The sequence below is a fragment of the Sphingobacterium yanglingense genome (assembly GCF_004363245.1).
Classification (GTDB): domain Bacteria; phylum Bacteroidota; class Bacteroidia; order Sphingobacteriales; family Sphingobacteriaceae; genus Sphingobacterium; species Sphingobacterium yanglingense.
The window spans coordinates 143118-161523 of the sequence record NZ_SNYV01000017.1 but is presented as its reverse complement, the minus strand read 5'-3'; the positions used below and the strand labels follow the sequence as shown (position 1 = coordinate 161523).

At 40.6% G+C, this 18406-nt stretch carries 10 protein-coding genes and 1 riboswitch; of the genes, 6 read left to right on the top strand and 4 right to left on the bottom strand.

The window, feature by feature from the left end; genetic code table 11:
• Positions 1-12: 12 nt before the first annotated feature.
• Positions 13-2889 carry a PD-(D/E)XK nuclease family protein gene (locus CLV99_RS18770; RefSeq protein WP_133586049.1) on the bottom strand — a complete coding sequence of 959 codons (2877 nt, stop codon included), beginning with the start codon at positions 2887-2889 and terminating at the stop codon, positions 13-15.
• 71 nt (positions 2890-2960) lie between these two features.
• Complete coding sequence (locus tag CLV99_RS18765) at positions 2961-6323, bottom strand: UvrD-helicase domain-containing protein (RefSeq protein ID WP_133586048.1); 3363 nt, start codon at positions 6321-6323, stop codon at positions 2961-2963.
• Positions 6324-6574: 251 nt separating this feature from the next.
• On the opposite strand from CLV99_RS18765, the gene CLV99_RS18760 reads away from it, so the two are divergent.
• The 3 genes from CLV99_RS18760 (at position 6575) to CLV99_RS18750 (ending at position 8943) form a co-directional block, all read left to right on the top strand.
• Positions 6575-7120, top strand: coding sequence for a 30S ribosomal protein S16 (locus CLV99_RS18760; RefSeq protein WP_133586047.1), 546 nt, complete (start codon positions 6575-6577; stop codon positions 7118-7120).
• A gap of 91 nt (positions 7121-7211) precedes the next feature.
• On the top strand, positions 7212-7736 hold the full coding sequence (gene rimM / locus CLV99_RS18755; protein ID WP_133586046.1) for a ribosome maturation factor RimM: 525 nt from the start codon (positions 7212-7214) through the stop codon (positions 7734-7736).
• 95 nt (positions 7737-7831) lie between these two features.
• Positions 7832-7935, top strand: a riboswitch (SAM riboswitch).
• A 51-nt stretch (positions 7936-7986) separates the two neighbouring features.
• Entirely contained in the window at positions 7987-8943 is a 957-nt protein-coding gene (locus CLV99_RS18750; protein ID WP_133586045.1) for a methylenetetrahydrofolate reductase, read from the top strand.
• A 54-nt stretch (positions 8944-8997) separates the two neighbouring features.
• On the opposite strand, the gene CLV99_RS18745 is transcribed toward CLV99_RS18750, so the two are convergent.
• The gene (locus CLV99_RS18745) at positions 8998-10668 is read right to left on the bottom strand and encodes a glutamine--tRNA ligase/YqeY domain fusion protein (protein WP_133586044.1); all 1671 of its coding nucleotides are present in this window, start codon (positions 10666-10668) and stop codon (positions 8998-9000) included.
• Between the two features lie 102 nt (positions 10669-10770).
• Here CLV99_RS18745 and CLV99_RS18740 point away from each other — a divergent pair, with 102 nt between their 5' ends.
• Positions 10771-12051, top strand: coding sequence for an FAD-dependent oxidoreductase (locus CLV99_RS18740; protein WP_133586043.1), 1281 nt, complete (start codon positions 10771-10773; stop codon positions 12049-12051).
• 43 nt (positions 12052-12094) lie between these two features.
• On the opposite strand, the gene CLV99_RS18735 is transcribed toward CLV99_RS18740, so the two are convergent.
• Positions 12095-13324, bottom strand: coding sequence for an ROK family protein (locus CLV99_RS18735; RefSeq protein WP_133586042.1), 1230 nt, complete (start codon positions 13322-13324; stop codon positions 12095-12097).
• 191 nt (positions 13325-13515) lie between these two features.
• Between CLV99_RS18735 and CLV99_RS18730 the strand changes: the two genes are divergently transcribed.
• The gene (locus CLV99_RS18730) at positions 13516-14790 is read left to right on the top strand and encodes an MFS transporter (RefSeq protein ID WP_246032803.1); all 1275 of its coding nucleotides are present in this window, start codon (positions 13516-13518) and stop codon (positions 14788-14790) included.
• Between the two features lie 364 nt (positions 14791-15154).
• Positions 15155-18391, top strand: coding sequence for a SusC/RagA family TonB-linked outer membrane protein (locus tag CLV99_RS18725; protein ID WP_133586041.1), 3237 nt, complete (start codon positions 15155-15157; stop codon positions 18389-18391).
• Positions 18392-18406: the final 15 nt, after the last annotated feature.

Genomic DNA, 18406 nt, shown 5'->3' with positions numbered 1-18406 from the left:
TATCCGGTATATCTATGGTTCGACTGATTCGCTGACATTACGATAGAAAAGTGTATAGGGGTCGGACGGATAAATGTGGGCATCTGGATTATGTTGAAATGGTACTTCCGGATTGAAGATTTCTTCCAACGTGCTGGTAAGGAAGTTTACAAATTCTTCTTTCTGCTGGGCTAAGAACTCACCTTCCATCAGTGCACCGTAGCTGCCGTAAAATAAAGTGCCCTCTTCGCGCATTTTACGCGCTACATAGAGGTGTGGTTCTAGGTTACGGTGCCCGGTGACCTGTTCGAATACGTAGGCATAAAAGAGTGTCTGTACCAAAGCTTTGTTTTCCGTGTTGGGGGCGAATACTTTCTCTATAGTGGAGAACTTTACCATATCAGCTCCGGTTTTATAGTCTACGATCCGGGTTTTTACTTCTCCTAGGTCAGTCACGACCTGATCGACCCGGTCTATAATACCATAGAGTGTAACTGTCTCTGTTTTATCGTTGATCTGGATAGGAAAGTCCATAATATAATCTTCATCATTTTCTAACTCGACTATACGGAAGGACTGGTAGTTGTCTACATCATATTGTATGTACATCTTCACGTATTCAGTGGCAATTTTGTGCATGATGCGTTGTAGACTATTAAAGTCGCCTAGCGATTGTACTTCAATATGGTATTGTGCCGCAATCTCTTGTTGTACCAATATGTCTACGGTTTCAATTTTGTCCTTTAGTACGGAGGTCGATGTGAAGGCTTCTATACCTTTATAGGGTTGAAGTATTTTTTCCATGACTTCATGGATTACTGTTCCTAGGCGATTCATCTCGAACTCCTGCGATATCGAAGGCGGTTCTTTTATTTCGGCAATATGTTTCAAGAAAAACTGCAACGGTGAGGCGAGGTAGGTCGTCAGCGCGGTTGCTGATATTCTACGGCCTCCTTGTATGAAGGTTCGGTACATTTTCTCCCATATGGCACCGGTCTTTGGAATAACCAGCTCTGATGCCACAGGAGGAAACTGAATCGGTTGCTGTTGTTGCTGTTTTTGAAACTGAATCTGACTTTCGAATTCCAACTGCCGTATAAAACGGCTTTCCTCTCCGGTGCTATTTTCGTCTACAATGCCATTGTAGAAAATGTGGATTTGGCTACTGTATTGAAAATGCCTATAGAAAAGATAGGCCGTGAGCGCATCTTGGTTTTCTAGAATAGGGAGTCCGTAGGCACGACGGAGATTGTTGGGCAAGAAGGTAATACCTGCGGAAGTTTTGGGTAGTATACCTTCATTGGCACCTAGAATATATATGTGGTCGAAGTTGAGACAGCGGCTTTCTAACAATCCCATGATCTGTATGCCATCTAGCGGATCCCCTTCAATAGCCGAATTGATAGAGACAATAGCTTTACGTATCAGGCCAATTTGAAACAACACGCTCAATTGAGGTATTTTTGAAAAACCGAGCTGCAGTTGATTAAGAACTTTTTTGGTCTCAATGAGCAGATTGGCATCAATCTGTTTAATTTGTGTGTCCTGTGCCAGAGCTATCAACAAATTGTCTAAAATATGGATTAGCGTTGAGACTACTTCTTTGCTTTCTGTCAGTGGTTTAAAAAAATGAGGTAAGGCGCTGCTCTTGACATCTATGTCCTGTACATCGATTTCGAAAAGCTGCTTTTCATTTATAAAATCTTGGTTTACTTTTTTATCTGCTACGGATACCCTCGTCATAGGGTTGTTCAAAAAGGTCTCTAGGTACTGATAGGGCAGTTTGCTTTTCTTTAGATGTGAGATTGTTTCGTGGACATCCATCCAGAGATTCAGCACTCCAAATATAGGTGACTGTGTTAAGGGAAATCCGGTTGTAATATTTACTTTTAGTTCCGGAAGGCTTTGCAATAAGGGGACGAGAAGTGTTTCATCAGCTAATAGAATAGCTGCACTTTTTCCTTCCTTTTCATGATCCGTAAGGACCTTATGGAGTAGTTTTGTTTGGCTTACTTTTCCTGTGGATGCATAGAGGTGTACGGTGTCCTTGCGTTTGCCGATGATATCAGGGCTATCTCCCAATGCATTGACCAACCCCGTCTGAGAAATATTGCGACGGATGAATAGCCCGGCTTCTTGTTGTATGTCATCTAGGTAGTAGGTGTCGGTATCGAAGTAAAATAGGGCCCGCTCTTCCTCTTGCCAACGCTGGAATAATTGGGCTTCGGCTTTGTTTAACGCATTGAACCCCACGAATAATATCTTTTTATAGGGGAGGAGGAAGTCCGGATTGTCTATTTTCCCGTCTACCAGATTACGGTATATCGTTGGGAAATTGGTCTGGCGAAGTGCCTCTAGCTTCGCCTTGAAATTCTTGTAAAGTGTTGGAAGACGTTTCCATAGTTTGAGGAACCGTTGCTGTACACCGGTATGTCCAGCCATATGGAATGATTGCCAGAATTGACGTATGAACTCTTGCTGCTCGGCTGTCAAGTGCTGAAATTCGATATCAATCCGGCTGGTGTCGTATAGTTCCATATAAATATGGTCAATAGGGACAAGGTCATAATCCAGCTGACCAAAGTCACTTAGGATGATCTCGGCAATAGGATAAAACTCTTCCAATGATTCGGGGGCGAGGCCTTCTTTTGCCAGTAGTTCATTGTGCAGATCAAAGAGATAAAAAAACTGGGTAAGTTGGCTGACCTGCTCTCCATTGGACGATAGTCCAAAGAACTCTTGTATGGTGAAAAATTGAGGTGACCATATTGCCTGAGCATAGGTATCTGCCAAATGTTTTTTAAGATAGGTGATAGGGCGCTTATTGTTAAAAACGATGGCTATATCGGAGAGGTCATTGCCAAACCGATGTTGTATATCTTGTGCGACTTGCTTTAAAAAAGGAACCATGGTTGGAGTATTTAGATATTAGTATTTAGATATGAGATTTGAGTTTTCCACCTTATCAACTCTATCCCCGCTTATCTCACCTCTACGAGTTCATTTGCTTTGGCATAATATAGAAATCCTTTTACATGCTCATAGCCTAGGTTTTGCAGGGCTTTCATGTATTGGTCTACTTGCGTCTTGTGCTCGATATAATTGTCACTGGTAAATTTAAAATCCAGTACGATTGTTTCTTGTTCGTTCGTGAATACCTTGTCCGGCCGTAGCGTTCTACCATCAGAAGTGATTATTGCAGACTCGTTCCAGATTTTATGGTTGCCGATCAACCAAGGGTGTATCTGTGGATGATGCCAGATCTGATGGATTTCCTTTTCTAGAATTTCTTTGTTCTCAATGGCAAGTATACCTTCATCTATATACCGGGCTATAATTCGGGCGATATCAGCTTCTTTCGCCGCTTCGGCCATGATTTCGTGTGCCAAAATTCCATATTGGGAGGCCTTCTCCATCATCAAAATGGTATTTATTCCCCGATGGCTGGCCTTGCTGAGTGCACTCTCCATAGCTTTAGAGGTAGGATAGTACGCTAGAGCAATGCTTGTTTCGTCATCACTGGCTGATAGGGAGTCGGTAGAACGCGAAATAGTCTGATCTACAGATACATGGTTGTCTTCCAGTAAGAAAGGGGAGTTGACGTGGGCAAGCACCTGATAAAGTGCATCCGAAATCAGTTCGTTTTTGATGTCTATCCCTGTGATCTCACCTGTTTTCTTGTCTACAACGTCTTTAAATGCCGGAGCGCTGATATACAGATGTTCTATAGCGCGAGTGGTCGCGACATATAGGGTATTGAGCGAATCCATATAGTTGAATAGCATCTCCTCATAGTACTGCTGATAAAAAATAGAACGGGCCACATTGCTGTTGTATTTGATGGGGATTTTGCCAAGTTGTGCAAACGGTGAATTGTCCGTATTGATCCAAAAATCTCCGTTCAGCATACCATCTATACCCCAGGAGCAAAAAGGAATCATCACGACATCATACGCGAGTCCTTTAGATTTGTGTATGGTCGTGACCTCAATGGCATTGACCTTCCCATTAGAGGGAAGAACTGCTTTACTGCCGTCTTGTTCCCAAAACTCAAGAAATTGTGTGATCCCACGTTCTCCGTTTGCTGTAAAATTCCCTACGATATCCTTGAACGTTAGGATATAGGGGAGGTGTATATTTCCAGGAGAGGTGAAACCATAGATTTCGATAAGTTTTTCTATGAGGTGGATCAATGGGAGTTTTTGCCAGAGTTCCCAATTCGAAATCAACTCGTCGGGCAGTATACCTTTGTAAGCCTGTATTTCATTGGCTTTAAACTGTAGCCATAGGGTAGGATCGAAGGCCGTTTGATGTTGGATGAGTTGATACAGGTATGCGATACGTGCATGGTGTATGATATGTTGGTCCGAAGTGTATACGATCGCCTTTAGTGTCTCAATAAGTAGACTGATTGCATCGTTAGAAGCCAAGGACAAAGCGTCGCCAGAAATAACATCAAAAGCGAGGTTGTTCGCATTTTTATAAGCCATTAGTTTCTGGATAATGAGCATTGCCTGTGCATTGCTACGAACCAAAATGCCGATTTGCTTGGCGTCATATCTTCCGGTAGAGATCCAATGTCCTATTTTCTGACAGAGATTGTCGGCAGCGGTATCCACAACTTGATTTGCTCTAAATCGGCCGTCGCTGACAGCGAAATAGTCAATTTCTATGGAGCCTTGTTGGTCTGGGTTATTTTCTTTTTGTGGAGGGATCGATTGACTACTGTTTTCATAAGCCCGTATCAACATGCTGTCATTCGCCTCGGATTTCCACCAGCGTAGTCCTTCTTCGGAAAGCTCTTCAGCAACTTTGTCGTTCAGTACATGTTGGAGATGGACTGGAATCTTTTGGAAAAGGTAATTGTTGAAACGAATGATATTTGGGAGGCTTCTGAAGTTTGTTTCTAATATCCCGTTCTCTATAAAGTCATTTTTTTGGCTTTTAGAGAGATGAAAGGTGTCGGATACCTGATTTTCTACCTGTTGCAGTAAGATGCGCCAGTCTCCATTACGCCAGCGGTAGATGCTTTGTTTGACATCACCGACAATAAGATGTTCGTTCCGTTTTCCTGTGGTATTACCCAGTGCATTTAATAGAAGTGGGCTATAGTTTTTCCATTGGATTCTAGACGTGTCTTGAAACTCATCAAATAGGAAGTAGTTATAACGATTACCTATTTTTTCCCAAATGAAGGTAGGATCATTGTTATTGTCCAGGCCCAATTTGTTCAGTAGCATCTGTGAGTCTGAAATGAGCTGTGCTGAATTTTCTTTACGCCAGGTTCCCAAGAGGTCACTCATTTCTTTGAGTAGACGAAGGTAGTAGAGATTTCCTTGTACAGCTTGGTAGGCTATATATATCGGTGTCAGTCTCTGTAGTTCGACAAATTGCTTTAAAATGGGCTGAAAGCCTTGTATGTAATCGTACCGTATGCTTTTGTCTACGTCAGTGAATGCCTCCTCGTTGTCCAGGAGTACGATGAATTTTTCCATCGTTTTCTCGAGTTCGGAGAGCGTTAGCTTGTGGACCTTAGGGGAGACCTTATTTGCCGCGACTAGCTTGTTTCGTGATTTTCCTTTAAGTTCATCTGGCTGAACACCCAATGTACGAAAGGTCTCCTGAAAGGAGGTGATCGTAAGGCTCAGCGTTTCAAGGTAAGCCTGTGTTTTTTCTAGCACCTCTGTGTTTAACAGATTGAAAACTTCGTCGGTATTGGCGGTTGTCAGGGCGCCATCAAACTCTTGGAAGTTTTCGGAAAATATAAGGCTTGCTAGCTGCGCAAGCTGATTTCTGTAGTTCCAGTTTTCATTGTTATTTATTTTCTTCTCCGCATAGCCAATGATCCAGTTCAGGAGGTCGGGGCGCTCATCAAGAAGTTGATTGAGCATGACAGTAAGATCCGTTTTGACCTTATTGGTGTTCATCTCGATTCGGTATGCAGCATCGAGATTTAGCTCATAGGTGAATGAACGTATTACCTTCTGTGAAAAGCCATCGATTGTACTTATCGTGAAATGACTGTAATCATGTAAGATTTTGCGGTAAGCGAGATGTGCTTTTTGTTGGATGGATATCCTGTCCCAACTGGGATTCTGTTCAATCAGCAGTGTCCTGAAGCTTTCAATCTTGGGGCTTTCGTCACCTATAGCAAGCCCTTGGAGAACGGAAAGAATGCGTTCTTTCATTTCAGCGGTAGCTTTGTTGGTAAAGGTAACAGCCAGAATCTCTCGATAGTTGTTCTCGTTATCCAGTAATAAAGAGAGGTAATGAAGAGTAAGGCTAAAGGTTTTACCCGAACCTGCGGAAGCCTTTAGGATCTTGAGAGGAGCTGCGTTGTTCATCCTACAAAGTAAAAATTAAAAACGGGAAATTCAAAAGAGAACCAAAAGTGTATATTTGGTTAAACTTAATGTTTGTAGATGCTGTTCGATAGCAGATGATAAGTCATTTGTTGTAAGCTATTTGTATGTCTATTAAATAGTGCTTAAGTTGTTGGAAGTCTGTTTGTCTTTTTCCTTTTTAATTTTTATCTTTGCGTCCCCTCTTACATGCAGTACGGGGGATATGTTGAATACATAAATAATAATCAAACATGGCAACTAAAATCAGATTGCAAAGACACGGTAAAAAAGGAAAACCTTTTTACCACGTAGTAGTAGCAGACTCACGTGCACCACGTGATGGTAAATTCATCGAGCGTTTAGGTTCTTACAACCCAAACACTAACCCAGCAACTATCGTTTTAGATTTCGATAAAGCGTTAGATTGGATGAACAAAGGTGCTCAACCTACAGACACAGCACGTGCTATCCTTTCTTACAAAGGTGTGTTGTACAAAAAACACTTGCAAGGTGGTGTTAAAAAAGGTGCTTTTGATGATGCTAAAGCTGAAGAGCTTTTTGCGAACTGGAATGAAGGTAACGCAGCTAAAATCGAAGTGAAAAAATCTGGTCTAGCAAATGCTAAAGAAGAAGCTAAAAAAGCAGCTTTAGTAGCTGAGGCTAAGAAAAAAGAAGAAATTGCAGCAGCAGTAGCAGCTAAGAATGCTCCAGTTGAAGAAGCTCCTGCTGAAGAAGCAGAAGTAGAAGCTCCAGAAGCAACTGAAGGTGCTGAAAACACAGAAGAAACTGAAGGTTAATCTTTCATAAAGTATTCAAAAGAAAGGTCGGTTCATGATATGGACCGACTTTTTGTTTTTAATTTTTATTTTTGGATTTTACTCGGAAAATATGACAATAGAAGAAAGTTTTTATATCGGATACGTAAGTAAGACCCGTGGTCTTAAAGGGGAGGTGCAATTGTTTTTTGAGTTCGAAGATTATGATGATCTGGAATTGGAGATTATCTTTTTGGAGGTCAATAAGAAATTGGTTCCTTATTTTGTGGATCAGATAAAGCTTCATAATAATAGTACAGCCTATGCTACATTTGAAGATGTAGATCATATTGATAAAGCGCAGGCATTGGTACGTAAGAAGATGTATCTGCCAAATGATAAGATGCCGGAAAGAGATCCTGATGATTTTCGTTACACAGACCTTGTTGGTTATCTCGTTATCGATGAGGAGCACGGAGAGCTGGGCGAGATTATCGATGTGCAGGAAATGCCACAGCAGTTTATTGCTACAGTAGATATGGATGGGAAGGAAATGATGTTTCCACTCTCTGAAGATTTGATTTTAGGAATCGATCAAGAAGAGGAAATTATAGAGGTAGAGTTGCCTGAAGGGCTGGTCGATCTCTATAAAGAGTAAGATTTTCAATGAGTTGAGAAAAATAAAATGATGCTTTTTTATTCGCTTTTTGAGTTTTCATTTTTACTTTTCAATTTTTAAACCGATATTAGCAGTGCTTATAGAGAAAGGCCGAGGGACTAGACCCGCTGAAGCCTTAGCAACCTGACACTTGTCAAGGTGCTACATTCTACCCTCCAGCTGGCGGGAAAGATAAGCTGAAGACTCACAGTGCCTTTGTGTGCTTTCTCTTGGCCTTAAAAATATTTGTATGAAGATTATCGACCATATTAAACAGGCTGATGGAAAGACCTTGTTCTCTTTTGAACTTCTTCCACCTGCTAAAGGCAAGGGAATCCAGAGTATTTTCAATACGATGGACAAATTGATGGAGTTTAACCCTCCTTTCATTGATGTTACTTACCACCGCGAGGATTATCTTTACAAAGAGCACGCTAATGGGTTGTTGGAGCGAGTTGCTTATCGTAAGCGCCCAGGTACAGTTGCTATCTGTGCAGCAATAATGAATAAGTATAAGGTGGACGCGGTTCCACATCTTATTTGTGGAGGTTTTACAAAGGAGGAAACGGAGAACGCATTGATCGATCTTAACTTCTTAGGTATTGATAATGTGTTGGTGCTACGGGGAGATGCGCGTAAGGGGGATGCCGATTTTATTCCAACTCCTGGGGGGCACGCTTATGCTACAGATTTATTAAAGCAAGTCTTGGATATGAATTCCGGACATTATCTACACGAAGATATGGAGAGTTCGGAGCAGACGGACTTTTGTGTGGGCGTAGCCGGATATCCAGAGAAGCATTTTGAGTCACCGAATTTCAATACAGACTTTAAGTGGCTAAAAAAGAAGGTAGAAATGGGAGCAGACTTTATTGTGACTCAAATGTTCTATAATATTGATAAGTATAAGGAGTTTGTGGTAAAGTGTCGGGACAATGGTATTCATGTACCTATTATTCCAGGATTAAAACCGTTGACCTCTAAAAAGCAGTTGATTGCGCTACCTAAAATATTCCACCTGGATATTCCGGAAGAATTGAGTGATGCCGTAGATGCTTGCAAAACAAACGCAGATGTGCAACTTGTAAGCCAGGAGTGGATGGTGAATATGTGTAAGGAATTGATTGACTTCGGTGCACCTGTTTTACATTTTTATACCATGAGTAATCCGGGGCCTACACAGAAGATCGTCGAGCAGCTGGCTTAGATTGTCTGCGTATAAGGATAATAAAAAAAGGAAGCTTTAAGCTTCCTTTTTTTATTATCCTTTTTTGACTTCTTTGGCCCAGGAGTCTTTTAGCGTGACCGTACGGTTGAATACTAAATGATCTGGTGTGGATTTGGTGTCGAGGGTAAAATATCCCATACGTATAAATTGATATCCCTTTCCTGGAATTGCGTTGGCCAGGTCGGGTTCAATATATGCATTTTCGATGATGTGCAAGCTTTCTTTATTGATAGATGCTTTGAAATCTTCTTCTGCTGCTGGGTTTTCGACTTGGAATAAGCGATCATACAATCTAACTTCTGCTTTTTTCGCATGCGCAACAGAAACCCAATGTATAGTTCCTTTTACTTTCAATCCAGAAGTATCTTCTCCGGATTTGGAGTTGGGAATATAAGTACAATGTACCTCTGTCACTTGTCCATTTTCATCTTTTTTGAAATCATGGCACTCCACGATATACCCGTGCTTAAGGCGAACAGAAAGTCCAGGGCCTAAGCGGAAGAATTTTTTAGGCGGTTCTTCCATGAAATCTTCGCGTTCGATCCAAAGTTCCTTTGAAAATGGAATCATTCTACTTCCTTCTCCTCCCTCTACTTCAGGGTTGTTCTCACCATGTAGTTCTTCTACCTGTCCATCGGGATAGTTGGTAATCACCATTTTTATAGGATCAAGAACGGCCATTCTACGCCACGCAGTTTTATTCAGGTCTTCACGGATACAGAATTCGAGGAGACTCACATCAATCATGTTTTCGCGCTTTTGCACGCCAATACGCTCGCAGAAGTTGCGGATACTGGCAGGAGTGTAGCCTCTTCTGCGGAAGCCTGAAATAGTAGGCATCCGTGGGTCATCCCAGCTTTCGACATGTCCTTCAGTAACGAGTTGTAAAAGCTTGCGCTTACTCATCACGGTGTAAGTCATGTTGAGACGGGCAAATTCGTACTGATGTGAAGGAAATATTTCTAATTTTTCAATCAACCAATCGTAAAGTGGGCGGTGGGGAATAAACTCCAACGTACATACCGAGTGGGTTATTTTTTCGATAGAGTCGGATTGCCCATGGGCAAAATCATACATCGGGTATATGCACCATTTGTCACCTGTACGGTGATGATGTGCATGCTTGATACGATACAAAAGTGGGTCACGCAAATGCATGTTTGGATTTGCCAAGTCAATCTTTGCGCGGAGTACCTTTTCGCCATCTTTATATTTGCCATCACGCATTTCTTGAAAGAGCGTTAAATTCTCTTCAATAGAGCGGCTACGGTACGGAGTTGGTACTCCTGGTTCGGTCGGAGTTCCTTTTGCTGCCGCGATCTCTTCAGCAGTACTGTCATCTACATAAGCAAGGTCATGTTGAATTAATTGGATCGCATATTGATAAAGAGTCTCAAAATAATCGGATGTATAAAGTTCTTCCGCCCATTGGAATCCCAACCATTGTATGTCCTTTTTTATACTTTCTACATACTCTACATCTTCGGTGACAGGGTTGGTGTCGTCAAACCTAAGGTTTGTCTTTCCGTTGTATTTCTGTGCTAATCCAAAGTTTAAACAGATGGATTTGGCATGTCCGATGTGGAGGTAACCATTGGGCTCGGGTGGGAAGCGTGTTAATACACGTCCGTCATGTGTTCCATTGCGAAGATCCTCTTCGACAATTTCTTCAATAAAATTAAGTGATTTATCTTCCTCTATCATGTGGCAAAGTTACTCATTAAAGCAATATGTTAGAAAAAAGTAAAGGGGAAAAAGTAAAGAAAGTTAGCAGAGAGGAATCAGAACTTTTATGTACTTTAGAGTATGATAAGATTAAAAGTTAGAATAATAAGTCTCTTCATGTTGTTCTGTGGGGTTACAGCTGCAATAGCAAAAGAGATTAAGCCTACGTTGTTGGTCTATGGAGATGGGATAGAGGCTTTTGCTGCAGCCTTGCAGGCGGCTCGTTCTAATGTGCCTACGGTGTGGGTATATGAAGGAGCTACCTATATGTCAAGTGTGGAGAGTTCTGCTCTGCCCATTGTCTGTAATGCACATTTGTTGGGAGGGATATGGAAAGATTTACTGATTGAAACAGGACAGTTAAAGAGTAAAAATGATTCGTTGGTCATCGCTCTTCAGAAAGATATAAATCCCCGTCTAATGCGGAATGCACTAGAGCGGATGTTGGCCAAGCAACAGAACCTTACGCTTGTGAGCGGGACGAAGGTTATTGGGATAGCTAAAGGCAAGAAGGAACTGACAGTAACATTGTCTAATAAGCGAAAATATGGGGTTCGCGCTATGGTCGATGCTACTCCACAGGGGGATACTAGACAGTATGTCGTTTCGACGGATTTGTTTGCCAAACCGTCCCGTATTTTGTCGTTGCCGGAAATTAATGCTGACGAGCGCCGTACACTTTTGGCTCTAGGGGAGTATGAGAACGCTCTGTATGGTTATAGGTGGTTTGATGTCTTCTCGCAGAGTAATTCCAATGTTTTTTTTACAGCGAATCTTGTGCAAGTAGGTCTGGATGATAATAGCCTATCATTACGTGCTAATTTGGGACAGGCAGTGGGAGCGGCTGCAGCGTATTGTTCTTTTTTCAAGACTACAGCGGATAAAATCGATATGCGGAAGTTACAGACCGAGTTGTTGACTTTTGATGCCCGTATCTTGCCCTTTTCTGATATATCCTCTTCGGATAGTAATTTTAAATCGTTACAGAAGATATTCTTAGTTTCCTTTTTCCCAGTGGAAAGCACTGAAAAAGGAGTATTATTTGATGGAAATAGACCGGTTTCGATTGGTAGCGTCAAGGCTGTTTTTAATAGTCTGTATTCGCGTAGCCAATTGTGGTTTGTCAATAAAGAAGGCGGAGACTTTGAGTTGAACGAATTGCTGGACCTGATTAAACATGTTTCTCTGAGAGGGGATGAAGTGAATCGGGAGGTCGAAAAGGAGTGGTCTAGGAAATTTAAATTTAAGGGTGTTTATGATCCTAATCATATTGTCTCTCGATATGAGTTTGCTGTTTTGGTGGATCGTTATGCCGATCCCTACGTCAAAGCTATCGATGCAGAAGGTAAAATATTGCGATAGTCTGTCTGTAGATTATCGCAATATGATGTAACTGTACAATACATTATTCTGTTATTTCGAGCAGTCTGTCTCTTAATAATAAACAAGCTCCTACTGCAGCAAATTTTTGACCATTGCTGGACATCACAATTTTAGTGTCTTTGTTGACGATAGATAGTGAATATTTGTTGATTGCATTTTTTAGCGGAAGACTGAGATATTCGTCGGATGATGCCAGTATTCCACCTATTATGATGAGTTCTGGATTAAAGATGTTAATCAAAGCTGCCAGCCCCCGGCCTAGTTTTTCACCAATTTGATTGATGGCTTCAATGCATAGTGTGTCATCTTTCTTTGCTGCTTGAATAATGTCATGTAAACGGATGTCCTCAATCTCTTGAAACTTCTTCGTTAGTATACTGGTCGCTCCTTCTTTTAACTGAGAAATCACCATGCGGCGTAGAGCATGTCCGGAGGCTTCGGTTTCGAGACATCCTTTTTTACCACATTTGCAGATAATGTCGTTATCAAAGATTGGAATATGACCAAATTCACCAGAGAAGCCTGATTTGCCATAATAAAGCTGGTTGTTAATCAGGATACCTAGGCCTATTCCATTGTCGACATTCACAAATAGAGCATCTTTTTCATTAGTCAGTAAGCCACTCGAAAATTCACCGTAAGCAAGAGCCTTTGTGTCGTTTTCTAGAAATGTCCGTATACCTAACTCTTGTTCGAAGAAATTGGAGAGCGGATCTTCATAAAAGTTAAAGTAACTGTAAGAATATCCGGTTCTATAGTTGATACGTCCAGATAGGTTGACACCTATTCCCAATATTTTTTCTTTCTTTATGTTTAGTTTGACAATGAATTCCTTTATTTCCTTACAGATGTCTAATAAAGATTGCTCATTGTTTTCTAGGGTGTAGGTTATGTCATGTTTGCTGGCGATAAGCTCTTTTTTCATATTGATCATCGCAATGCTTAAAAAATCATGGCTGACCTGAACGCCAATAAAAAAGGCCGAATTAGCTTCTAACCCATAATTATTTGGCTTTCGCCCCACATTAGAGGTTTGCTTTCCATAATCTTTAACCAGTTTCTCTTCAATGAGTTCGTTGATTGATTCATTGATTTTAGGAATGCTGATATTGAATTCTTTGCTAAGTTCCGCTATAGTCGCGAGCTCTTCAGCAGCAAAGTATGCTAAGATTTTCTTTTTAAGTTTTATGTTTTTAAATGCAACACCAGAGATATTCGCATTGTGTAAGTCTGTCAAAAAATTTGATCCCATTTCGAAAATGATTACCCTATGAATAGGGTTAAATATAGTAAAAAAGTTACTCAACAAGAACTTATTATGGTATAGATGGCTTTTAATGATAGTTTGTTTTTAAAATATTTTAATAATAAGTTGTTTGTTAAGTTTTTTTTTGATAAAATTGAACTTTCAAGTAATCATTTAAAGACCAAATACCGTTTCGCGTGGAGAATAAGAAGGCTTTACATCCAATGTACTGGATACCTACAACTTGGTTTGCTATGGGACTGCCCTTTGTGGCAGTATCAGGCGCCAGTTCTATTATGTATAAAAATATGGGCGTATCTGATACACAGATCGCCTTTTGGACTTCGCTGATTATGATCCCTTGGACGCTGAAGCCACTTTGGGGACCTTTTTTGGAGTTGTATAAGACAAGGAAATTCTTCGTTTATATTACACAGATATTCACAGGGATATTGTTTGGTTTGGTGGGATTGACCTTGCAGTTGGATCATTTTTTTAGCTTTTCGATTGCAATATTGACAATTATAGCATTGAGTGGAGCTACTCATGATACGGCTGCAGACGGTGTTTATCTCAATGAATTGTCTGCTAAGCAGCAGGCTAAATATGTGGGTTGGCAAGGTGCCTTTTATAACGTAGCTAAGGTTTTCTCTGGTGGTGCATTAGTTTACTTTGCTGGTCAGTTGGAGCGGGAAGTTGGTATTCATAACGCATGGATGATTGTGATGTTCGTGTATGGAGCTATCATGCTGTTGTTAGGATTGTGTAATATGCGCGTGTTACCGTCCACTGAATCGACTGTGAAATCCTCTACTTTTAAAGAAGGGATGGCGACTTTGAAAGATGTCATTATTACTTTTTTTCAGAAGAAGCATATCTGGTTCAGTCTAGCGTTCATTGTTTTTTATCGTTTCGCCGAGGGGCAGGCTATTAAGATAATTCCTCTTTTCTTCAAGTCATCGCGTGCTGAAGGGGGCTTGGAATTGAGTACATCGCAGATTGGCTTGTTGTATGGTGTTTTTGGAGCTATTGCCTTTGTTTTGGGATCTATTGTAGCGGGTAATTTTATTGCTAAGAGCGGATTAAATAGAAAATCGCTTTTGATCCTATGTACTGCTTTTAATATACCTTTTGCTGCGTATGCTTTTCTAGCTGTAACACAACCCGAAAATCTATATATAATTGGGAGCGCAGTTGTTATTGAATATTTTGGATATGGGTTTGGTTTTGTTGGATTGATCCTGTTTATTATGCAGAATATAGCCCCTGGAAAATATAAAATGGCACATTATGCTTTTGGGAGCGGTCTTGTGAATCTTGGATTTATGATACCATCGATGATCAGTGGCTGGTTGAGTGATATGATGGGGTATAAGGAGTTCTTTATATGGGTCATGATTGCGACAATACCAGCTTTTATAGTGACTTGGTTGGTGCCTTTAAAAAAGCCAGAGGAATTGGAAGAAGCGTAATAGATATGCTTTTATTTTTCGAAAATCTCATTGTTAAAAGCGATGAGATTTTTTTGTTTATATAGTATTTTATTTACTTAAATGGTGTTTTATTTTGTTTCATATATCTCTTTTTATGGATTATATATTAAAAAAAATTATAAATAAGTTGATTGTTTGATATTTTATTTCTTATTTAGTGCCGGAGTACCGAGCAAAGCTTAAATATGATATCGTATTGTTCGTAGGGAAATATTCTTGTTTTTGATAAAAGGGAATGCCAGATAGCTGGGGTCCTATTCTTGTTGATTAACTGATTATAATTTCAACGAGTAGCTATGTTTTGAATAGATGAATATTTAAAATAAACATTAAACACTAAATTATGCAATTTTTAAACTTTAAGCGGTCTTGTTACCTAAAGACCATTAGTTTGCTTTTTTTGCTGATGCAAACTGTTGTGACGTTTGCCCAATCTGTGCTGAAAGGCCACGTTCTTGATGAAAGGAGTAGACCTGTCGCGGGGGCAAACATTAAGTTAAAGGGAAAGGCAACCTCTGTATTTTCGGATGGTAAAGGTTTTTTTCAAATTAATTCTGATAGCTTTCCTTTGACTTTAGAAATTAGCTATGTCGGTTTTCAGGCAAAAGAACAGGTTGTTAGGACTGCTGATAATGTGACCGTTGTATTGGCTTCAAGCGATAAAGAGATTGATGAGGTTGTGGTTGTGGCTTATGGTACGCAAAAAAGAAGCAATGTTGTGGGATCTGTTACGCAGATATCTGCTGATGATATTAAAAAAGCGCCTTCCATGAATATTACAAACTCGCTCGTAGGGCGGGTACCAGGATTAACAGGATTGCAACAGTCGGGAAGGCCAGGTGCTGATAATACATCATTGTATTTACGTGGTGTAGGTACGTACGGGGAAAATCAATCACCATTGGTCATCATTGATGATATTGAACGAAGCCTGTCCACTTTGGCGTATTTAGACCCTAGTGAGATTGAAACTATTTCGTTTCTTAAAGATGCAGTAGCCACTGCAGCATACGGATTGCAGGCTGCAAATGGTATTATTCTCGTCAAAACAAGATCTGGACGTAAAGAGGAAACTAGGGTTTCTTATAATTTTGGCTACAGTATTGGTCAGAATACGAGATTTCCCAAATTTTTGGATGGGGCAGATTATATGACTTGGTACAACAAAGGAACAGAACTAGATAATGATTTTTTACTGAGTACCAATCAGGCTCAAGTGGGATTAGTTTACAGCCAAGAAATGATTGATGCTGTTCGTTCCGGTACCAATACAAACCCGTTATTGGGAAATACGGACTGGGTAAGTTTGCTGACTGATAATAATTCGTATTCACAGCATCATGCGGCTACTGTTTCTGGAGGAGGAAGTAAGTCGCAATATTTTGCTTCTATAAGTCACATGGACCAAGATGGAGTAATTGATAACACAGGATTTAAGCGATACAATGTCAGGACAAATTTGAAAAATGACATCAATGATTATCTTACACTCACACTAAATGTTGGGTTACGTAATCAAGTTAGTAATACGCCTGGGATTTCGCCGGATAATTCAGAATATATGAATCCTTTTTATCAAGCGGTTCGTATGTTGCCTAACTTGCCGATGTACGCACCCAATGGTCTTCCGACGGCTTACCAAGCAGGTGCTGGTTGGGTGAATCCCATCGCCTCTGTAGAAAATTCGGGATATCAGAAGTATAAATCCAATATATTTCAAGGGCAGGCGAATCTTGATTTTCGCGTGCCAGGGGTAGAGGGCCTCGTGTTGAAAGTACAAGGGGCTTATGATTTTACTGGAAGAGAGGGGAAAAGATGGACCACGCCTTACCGTACTATGGGACGTGCACGTGATCAGGTGGAAGGTGATTACATAGCATTGGATGTGGTGCCAGGTATAGGGAAAACAACGCTAAGACAGGATTATCAAGCATCTTATAGAAAGACGATGCAGTCGAGTTTGAACTACAGCAAGACTGTGGGAGATCATGCCTTTACGGGGTTGGCCTTATATGAATATTCCGGGACAAAGGGCAATATTTTTGCAACTGGGGCTAGTAACTTTCCAATTTCTATTATTCAAGAAATTAACTACGGATCGACAGATCCCAATGATCTAATTGCAGCTACGGGCTCTAGTGATGCGGAAACGGCAAGAGCGGGTTTTGTAGCACGTTTAAACTATGCTTATCAAGATAAATATCTTGTGGAGTTGGTGTCGAGGTGGGATGCTTCGGCAAACTTTATTAAGGAAAACCGTTGGAAGTCGTTTCCTGCGGTAGGGTTAGGTTGGATTGTCTCTCGAGAAGATTTCTTTGCAAAAGCTTTAGAGACGGTTGATTTTCTGAAGGTGAAAGCCTCCTATGGTAGAGCTGGAAATGATCGTGCTCAGGTAGGTACCTTCCCTTACTTATCTACTTTTTCTCAGACCACTATTAATAATACTGTACCACATGCGCACACTCCTCCTGTTGTAATCGGTGGAAAACCGGTAATGCCTATCTATACCAATCCTTTGCAGAATCCAACGTTGAGATGGGAAGAGTCTAGTATTATGAATGTGGGGTTTGAATCTAGGTTCTTAAATGGAAAAGTGGGTTTTGATTTTGAATGGTTCTACCGTCTTACAGATGATATACTTGAGCGGGTTAACAATTTGTATCCAGGTTCTATGGGTGGTTATTATCCGGCGTTAGTTAATGTGGGCTCTGTAGATAATAGAGGTTTTGATGCACAGTTGCGTTATAATGATCGGGTAGGAGAGTTTAAATATGGTGTAACAGGTAATGTGAATTGGGCTCGTAACCGTATTTTAAAAAGAGATGAACCTGATGGCACACCAGCATGGAAGAGTTTGATTGGTAAGCCTGTCGGTACCAAAATCGGATTTATTTCTGATGGAATAATTCAAGATTGGGAAGAGGCTAGAAACACCCCGACACCTAGTGGAGGTACTTTGGCTCCTGGGTTCTTTAAATTCAGAGATCTTAATGGGGATGGCAAAATTACTGCAGCGGAGGATCAAACTTACATTGGTCGCTCTAATGTGCCCGAGTTAACTTTCGGTTTGAATATAGATTTGGCTTATAAAGGCTTTGATTTTTCAGCACTGTTACAAGGAGCAACTATGGTAAATATTAGTTTGGCAGGTACTTATGAGGGGTCTTCAAATACTAGCGGTGTTGATGACAATACACCATTTACAAGAGCATTTTATAATTACGGAAACTCGCCTTATTTCTTAGTTGAAAATTCTTGGAGACCAGATAATCCGAATGCTGAATTTCCACGACTGAGTGCTTATAAAGCAACGGGTATCTCCAATCAAAATGGTTTTTCTAACTCAGGATGGGTGCGCGACGGAAGTTATTTACGATTGAAGTCTGCTCAGTTAGGCTATACTTTTTCTAAAGCAATGTTGCAACAGGTAAAAGTTGAGAATATCAGACTGTTTGTTTCTGGCTCAAACTTGTTTACGTGGGATAAATTAAAGTATATCGACCCCGAGATGCCTAACGTAAATAACGGGTTTTATCCGCAACAGCGCATCTTTGAATTTGGCTTAAATGTAACTTTCTAAGGAGGTCTGATTCAT